This is a genomic window from Thalassotalea castellviae (assembly GCF_031846185.1).
GTDB classification, from domain to species: Bacteria; Pseudomonadota; Gammaproteobacteria; order Enterobacterales; family Alteromonadaceae; genus Thalassotalea_H; species Thalassotalea_H castellviae.
This window is the reverse complement of record NZ_JAVRIF010000012.1, coordinates 103,081-110,181: the sequence shown is the minus strand read 5'-3', so window position 1 is coordinate 110,181 and position 7,101 is coordinate 103,081. Positions and strand designations below refer to the sequence as shown.

The window sequence follows — 7,101 nt, the reverse complement described above, 5'->3', positions numbered from 1 at the left end:
AGAGGCCTAGGACACCGCCCTTTCACGGCGGTAACAGGGGTTCGAATCCCCTTAGGGATGCCACTTTTCAAGTACAAAAAAGCCGACATAATGTCGGCTTTTTTGTTGCTATTTTTTAGGTTTCGCAACCCCCCGTAAAGCGCTTTACTATTTTAAGGCTTAAATAGTAAAGCGAATATGAATCTTGGGTAAAATGACGACTTAATTCGGTAATTGTCCTTTAACTAAATTAATACTTTCTTCAGCAAAACCTACACCCGCTTCGCTATAAAAGTTAAATACTTTATCTACACCAAACTTTTCTAAGGCTTCTCTTTCATCATCGTATCGCGCGATAGCGGCTATCTTACCCTTAAACTTAGCATGTTGGAGTTGAGAGGTGATATTCATGATGTCTTGGACCGAAGGCAGGGCAAGTAACACTAATTTGATTTGATCTAAGTCGATATTTTCCCAAAAGTCGGCGTCTTCAGCGTCTCCTTGATATGCACGAATATTCATATCATGTAATAAAGCAAGTTTAGTTTTATCGGTATCTAATCCCCAGGCTTGATTGGGGGTTTGCATTTCAAGGGCTTTATAAGCCCCCATACCAACTCGCCCCATACCAATAATAACGACCGGTGCGTCACATGGTTGAACAAAGCTATCTTCGGGTAATTTCTTTGGATGCTGAAAACGATTGAATAAAGATTTATATTGCGCATAAAAGTCATGAGCATAATTATATAACACATTGGTAATGACAAAAGAGATCGAAACGGCTAATGATAATATCACTAACCATTCTTTATCTAACCAGTTAGATTTTGTACTAATTGCCGCGACAATCAAACCAAATTCACTAAAGTTAGTTAACGCTAAAGCGCTTAAAAATGAAGTTCTAGCCCTCAATCTAAAGCGGTTAAATAAATAGAAGAATAATAGGAATTTAAACGGCAGCATTAGGGTGAGTAATATGGCAATACCTAACATTTCCCACGTGGGTAACGCAGCAAAACCTATCGATAAAAAGAAGCCAATAAGAAAAATGTCTTTAAAACTCAATAATGATTTATTAATCTCGGTTGCTTTACTATGACTAGCTAAATACATACCTGCTAATAAAGCGCCTAAATCACCCTTTACACTGACTAGTTCGAATAACTCGTATGCTCCGAATGCTAAGAAAAAGCCCATCAGCGGGATTAATTCACCATGGCCGACTTTATCAATTAGTTTAGAGAAAAGTGGTTTTAAGGGAATTAATAGTAATAAGAGAACAGCCCACACCGATGGTATTTTACCCGTTGCAGCGACAAGAAAAATCACCGCAAAAATATCTTGCATGACAAGAATACCCACGGCAAGTTTACCGTGGCGTGTTTTCATTTCACCATGATCTTCTAATAATTTGACCACGCAAACCGTGCTACTAAACGATAATGCGAAAATGATTAGTCCAGCTGATTGATAGGTGATTGACGAAATAAATGGGATGCTAGCAAAGGCTAACCCTTTTAAAAACAAGCAGCCAGCAATTAGCCAAATCAGTGAATGGGAAATACTACCTGCCCACACTTCTTTTTTCGCTAAATCAGATATATTTAATTTTAAGCCAATGGTGAATAACATTAATGTGATACCGATATTGGCAAGTTCTAGCACTAAGTTGTCGGCTTGAAAACCTAAAAAGTTCAAAATAAAACCAGCTAATAAATAGCCAATAGAAGGGGGTAAACTGGCTAGTTTTGCAATAAATCCGCAAGCGAAAGCAAATAAAATCCAAATAAATTCCATGAGTGTTTTATACCTATTCCATTAAATGAGTTAATTGTTTTTCAACATAAGTAGCAATGATAGGTTGCGCTTTAATATTGGGATGAATGCCATCTTGTTGCATTAAATCAGAATCTAATGCCACTTGTTCCATAAAAAAAGGTAACAAAGTGCTATTCGTTTCTTCAGCTACCTCATCAAACACTGCTTCAAACATTTTTAAATATCTTGTGCCATAATTTGGCGTGATTTTAATTTTCATTAAACTAACGGGAATAGCTTTTTGTTTCGCTATGTTTATCATTTGTAACAAATTTTTTTTGATTGATTTAGGGGGGTAACCGCGTAAACCATCATTACCGCCTAACTCAATGATCAAATGGTCAACTTTATTCTCTTTCAATACCCCTTCAAGCCGAGATAAACCGCCGGCTGTGGTTTCACCACTGACACTGGCATTAATAATTTTGTAAGGTAATTTTTTAGCCATTAATCGTTCGTTTAATAGATGCACCCAGCCTTGTTTTTCTTCCATTCCATAGCCTGCACTGACACTATCTCCTAATAATAAGATAGAACTAGTTGCCCAACTGGTGGTCATTAAGGTTAAATAGCCAAAAAGAAATAAAGCAATAGATGAGTATTTTTTCATGAAGGTCCAATCCGAATTAAAAGCCGAAAGCATATTAAAAGTTAGTTCTCTTACCAAATCAGTACAGTTAGAAGGTAAAACCTTAGCGTTATTACAGCCGACTAATTTAATGGTAAACAATGGTGAAACCATCGCGATTGTTGGCTCATCAGGCTCAGGAAAAACCACCTTGTTATCCATTTTAGCCGGGCTTGATTTACCAACGTCTGGAGAAGTTTATCTTAAAAACCATGCATTACACCAGCTTAATGAAGAACAACGTAGTCAAGTTCGTGCAAATCATGTTGGTTTTATCTTTCAACAATTCTTATTAATAAATAGTTTAACGGCTCTTGAAAATGTGATGCTGCCTGCAGAGTTAGCCAATATTGATGAAGCTGAGCAACGCGGCATAGAATTATTAGAAAAAGTAGGCTTGGCTGACAGGCTTGATCATTATCCGTCACAACTTTCGGGTGGAGAACAGCAAAGAGTTGCGATTGCGAGAGCTTTTATTAGTCAACCGGATATTTTGTTTGCCGATGAACCTACAGGAAATTTAGATACCAAAACAGGCTTACATATAACCGAGTTGTTATTTGACTTAAATGAACAATTAGGCACTACCTTAGTGCTGGTGACTCATGATCCTAAGCTTGCTGCTCGTTGTCAGCGACAAGTAGAAATGGACAGTGGTGTACTCACCCAAGCGTCAGAAAACAGTGTTTATGTTAGTCAAGAAAATTCAGCAGCAAATGTAGGTTAACCATGACAAGTTCAAATAACATCTGGTACAAACAATCATTGCGTTTACTTGATCATGAATTACGTCGAGGCGAATTAACTATAATCTTCTTGGCAATTGTTTTAGCGGTTGCGACTGTTTTTTCATTAACGGGGTTTTCAGGCCAAATAAAACACGCCATCGTCGCCAATAGTACGAATACCATCGCCGCCGATCGTGTCTTTGGGGCAAGCAGTCCGATTGATGAAAAATTTATTTCTAAAAGTGAAGCGTTAAATCTAAATGTTGCGTTAAAAGCCTCCACCGATTCGATGGTCTTTTTTGGTGACAATATGTTACTCAGTGAACTTGATGCTGTTTCCACTAATTATCCTTTACGCGGTGAATTAAAAATTCAACGTGCCATCAACGGTGTGGAAGAGGTAGTTGGTGGACCCGCTCGTGGTGAGTTATGGGTGGAACGCAGTGTGCTCAGTCGGTTAGGTGTAGAAATTGGCGATACCGTAGAAATTGGCGTAGCCCCATTAAAGATTGCCGGTATTTTGACGAATATTCCCGATCGCTCTTATCGCTTTTTAGTGGCAGGGCCGACCATCTTAATGAATATTGAAGACCTCCCAGCAACTGATATTGTCCAACCAGGGAGTCGCATGTGGCATTCTTATTTGTTTGCTGGTGATCCTCAAGCAATAGAAACATTTGATGAATGGATAAAACCTCAGGTTAACGATACCCAACGTTGGTATGATGCTAAGCGCGCGCAAAATCGTTTATCAACTACCCTTGATAGCGCTGAGCGGTTTTTATCGTTAGCGAGTATGTTGGGTATTGTCTTAGCAGCGGTTGCGGTTGCGGTTGCTAGTAGACGCTACGGACAACGTCATCAATCCGTTGTTGCCGTATTTAGAGCTCTTGGTGCATCAATTTCACATGTTCGTAAACTGTATTGCTTACATTGGACTTTATTAAGTGTTATTAGCATTGGCGCGGGCTTGTTCTTAGGTTACGTGTTACTTCTCCTAGGGGCGAATGCCATTGAACAGTATTTGTCATTGGATGATTCACCGCTTACGTTTACACCTTTCATTACTGCGATTGTCACTGGCCTTTTATGCGCCGTAGCTTTTGCTATTCATCCGATAAAAACCTTAATTCATACTTCACCACTGTCGGTTATCCGGGGTTTCTCAACGCCAAAAAATGTTAAATTTGGTTGGCATCAATTAATCCCTTTAGTCGCGCTACTGACTTTATTGTTAATGTTTAGTGGCGACATCATTATGAGTTTTTCTTTATTAGCCGGTGGTTTATTGGTTTCTATTATATTGCTCGGATTAGGTCGTTTGGTGATGAATGCTGGCCGGAGTGTCGGCACAAAGGCGGGACAATCATGGCATTTAGCGTTAGCAAACTTAAAACGACGCGCCAATGAAAACAGTGTTCAATTAGTCAGTTTTACTATTGCGATAAAGTTATTATTATTAATTACCGTAATGAAAACATCGATTATTGACGAGTGGCAAGCTCAGTTTCCAGAAGATACACCGAATCAATATTTGGTGAATATTACCCAAGAGCAAATTGCGCCACTTGAACGCTTCACTGAAGAAAACGATATTCCACACCGAGGCTTTTTTGCGGTATACCGAGGTCGGTTAACGTCAATCAATGGTGAGCAAACCATTCGTATCAAAGATAATAAAGATCAAGATTTATCGGAAGAGGAAGAAAAAGAAACGCAAGATTCTGAACCCGAAGGTCGAAGAGGAATGGGGCGAGAGCTTGGCTTAACTTGGTTACATGACTTGCCACAACAAAATAAAATTCTCGAAGGGGAATGGTGGCAGAAAGGCGATACAACCCCGCAAGTTTCAGTAGAGTCAGGCGTTGCGGAGCGGCTTGATATTAAATTAGGTGATGAATTAGCGTTTAATATTGGCGGCCGCGAAATTTCCGCATCGGTGACCAGTTTACGAGAAGTTAATTGGAAAACACGTCAACTCAATTTTATTATGATCTTTAATCAATCTGTGCTGGCTGACTTTCCTGCTACGTCAATATCTGCTTGGAATGTTGCACCAGAGAAAAAAGACGCGTTTTATCAACTCATTGGACAGTATCCAACTATTTCAATGATTGATTTTGATAATATCATGAAGCAGTTGAACCAAATGATTGAACAAGTCACTATCGCCATTGAGTTAATTTTAGTGTTAGTTGTTCTTGCTGGCAGTTTAGTGTTAGTCGCTCAAGTACAAGCGAGTATGGAAGAGCGAGAAAGAGAATTGGCCATCTTACGTACACTTGGGGCGAAGGGGAGTTTATTACGAAATAGCATCTTATTTGAGTTTATTGCCTTAGGAGGCATTGCAGGTTTGATGGCGAGTATCGGCATGGAAATTGGCGTTTTCTTTTTACAAACGCAAACTTTTGACATGACAGGGAGCTTTCATTTTTCATATTGGTTAGTGGGAATTTTATCCGGTGCTGCATTTGTCGGTTTTATAGGCATGCTCAGTTGTTATCGCTTGTTAAATTTGACCAGCGTAACTTTGATCCGCAGAACGATGTAATTTCTTTTTGTCGATTTGATTAGTTTGACAGCAATAATCCTTTTAAATCCCGTTAATTAAATAATAAATAACGGGATTTTTATTTTCTATCCATGATTGTATCTGTTTTTCATAACGCTTTTACCGTATAGTTTTAACTATTATCAAAAAAATAAAAATTTACTTATGGCTTCTCTTGAAAATACCAATGGCGTAATGAAAGCGTTATTAGTGACTGCAGCATTATTTGTTGTTTTAGCGGGTGTGAAAACAGCAACCAATATTTTAGTACCGTTTTTACTTTCAACCTTTATCGCTATTATTTGTAATCCATTAGTGACTAATGCACAAAAATATAAAGTGCCAAAAGGCATTGCCGTGTTATTGGTGATTTTAATGTTTGTTATTATTGTCTTATCGTTAGCGGGATTAGTTGGAAAATCATTAACTGAATTATCCGCGTTAATGCCAGTATACCGAGCGCAATTAACGGTTCAGTTAGCCTGGGTAATCGAAAAACTTGCTTCTTACAACATTATCCTCTCTTCGGAGCTGATCACTGAATATGTTGATCCTGCGGCAGCTATGGGTCTTGCTGCAGATATGTTAAGTGGTTTGGGCAATGTTATGGCAAATTTATTTTTAATCATTATTACTGTCGTTTTTATGTTGTCAGAAGCCTCTTCAATGCCGAAAAAGCTACATTTAGCGTTTGATGATCCGCAAATGCGCATGAGACAAATTGATCGTTTTTTATCATCAGTGAATAATTATTTAGCGATTAAAACCTTAGTCAGTATAGCAACTGGTGCATGTGTTTCTATTATGCTTTGGGCGTTTGGTTTAGATTTCCCCTTGTTGTGGGGGGTGTTAGCATTTTTACTCAATTATATTCCTAATATCGGTTCAATTATTGCGGCTGTTCCGGCCATGTCGCTTGCCGTATTACAACTTGGTGCACCGGAAGCCGGTTTTATTGGCTTAGGTTATTTAGTGATTAATACCGTGATGGGCAATGCGGTAGAGCCTCGATTTTTAGGAAGAGGCCTAGGTTTATCAACTTTAGTCGTATTTTTATCTTTAATATTTTGGGGCTGGTTATTAGGCACGGTGGGGATGCTCCTGTCGGTTCCTTTAACCATGATCATTAAAATAGCCTTGGAAACATCAAAAGAAGGTCGTTGGCTTGCGGTGATGCTTTCGGGTGAGAACTTATCCGAATATTCGAGCGAAGAAATGGTTGAAAAAACGAAGACAGTATAAGTCTATTCGTTAAATATCCGATCGAATAACACCAAGCAGGTAATAGCTTATTGCTACAACTTAAACCATTGCCTGCTTACAATTTTTAACATTCTACTCGTCATTTTTAACATCTTTGTAACTGAAACTAACAGCCGTTATTGAAATAATAA

At 38.6% G+C, this 7,101-nt stretch carries 5 protein-coding genes; 3 read left to right on the top strand and 2 right to left on the bottom strand.

The annotated features are described in order from the left end of the window. Positions 1-201 precede the first annotated feature (201 nt). The gene (locus tag RM573_RS16755; RefSeq protein WP_311584722.1) at positions 202-1,779 is read right to left on the bottom strand and encodes a cation:proton antiporter family protein; all 1,578 of its coding nucleotides are present in this window, start codon (positions 1,777-1,779) and stop codon (positions 202-204) included. A gap of 13 nt (positions 1,780-1,792) precedes the next feature. Further along, the gene (locus RM573_RS16750) at positions 1,793-2,410 is read right to left on the bottom strand and encodes an arylesterase (RefSeq protein WP_311584719.1); all 618 of its coding nucleotides are present in this window, start codon (positions 2,408-2,410) and stop codon (positions 1,793-1,795) included. Here RM573_RS16750 and RM573_RS16745 point away from each other — a divergent pair. From RM573_RS16745 to RM573_RS16735, 3 genes are all read left to right on the top strand, one after another. Continuing rightward, a complete protein-coding gene (locus RM573_RS16745; RefSeq protein WP_311584716.1) occupies positions 2,409-3,155 on the top strand; it encodes an ABC transporter ATP-binding protein in 747 nt (248 codons plus the stop codon). The genes RM573_RS16750 and RM573_RS16745 overlap by 2 nt on opposite strands. Positions 3,156-3,157: 2 nt before the next feature. After that, entirely contained in the window at positions 3,158-5,707 is a 2,550-nt protein-coding gene (locus RM573_RS16740; protein ID WP_311584713.1) for an ABC transporter permease, read from the top strand. A 165-nt stretch (positions 5,708-5,872) separates the two neighbouring features. Continuing rightward, complete coding sequence (locus RM573_RS16735) at positions 5,873-6,949, top strand: AI-2E family transporter (protein WP_311584710.1); 1,077 nt, start codon at positions 5,873-5,875, stop codon at positions 6,947-6,949. The last annotated feature ends 152 nt before the right edge of the window (positions 6,950-7,101 follow it).

Bases quoted from the DNA above. Each gene is read 5' to 3' on its own strand.
- RM573_RS16755 (WP_311584722.1), bottom strand. From the start codon at position 1,779: ATGGAATTTATTTGGATTTTATTTGCTTTCGCTTGCGGATTTATTGCA.
- RM573_RS16745 (WP_311584716.1), top strand. From the start codon at position 2,409: ATGAAGGTCCAATCCGAATTAAAAGCCGAAAGCATATTAAAAGTTAGT.
- RM573_RS16750 (WP_311584719.1), bottom strand. From the start codon at position 2,410: ATGAAAAAATACTCATCTATTGCTTTATTTCTTTTTGGCTATTTAACC.
- RM573_RS16740 (WP_311584713.1), top strand. From the start codon at position 3,158: ATGACAAGTTCAAATAACATCTGGTACAAACAATCATTGCGTTTACTT.
- RM573_RS16735 (WP_311584710.1), top strand. From the start codon at position 5,873: ATGGCTTCTCTTGAAAATACCAATGGCGTAATGAAAGCGTTATTAGTG.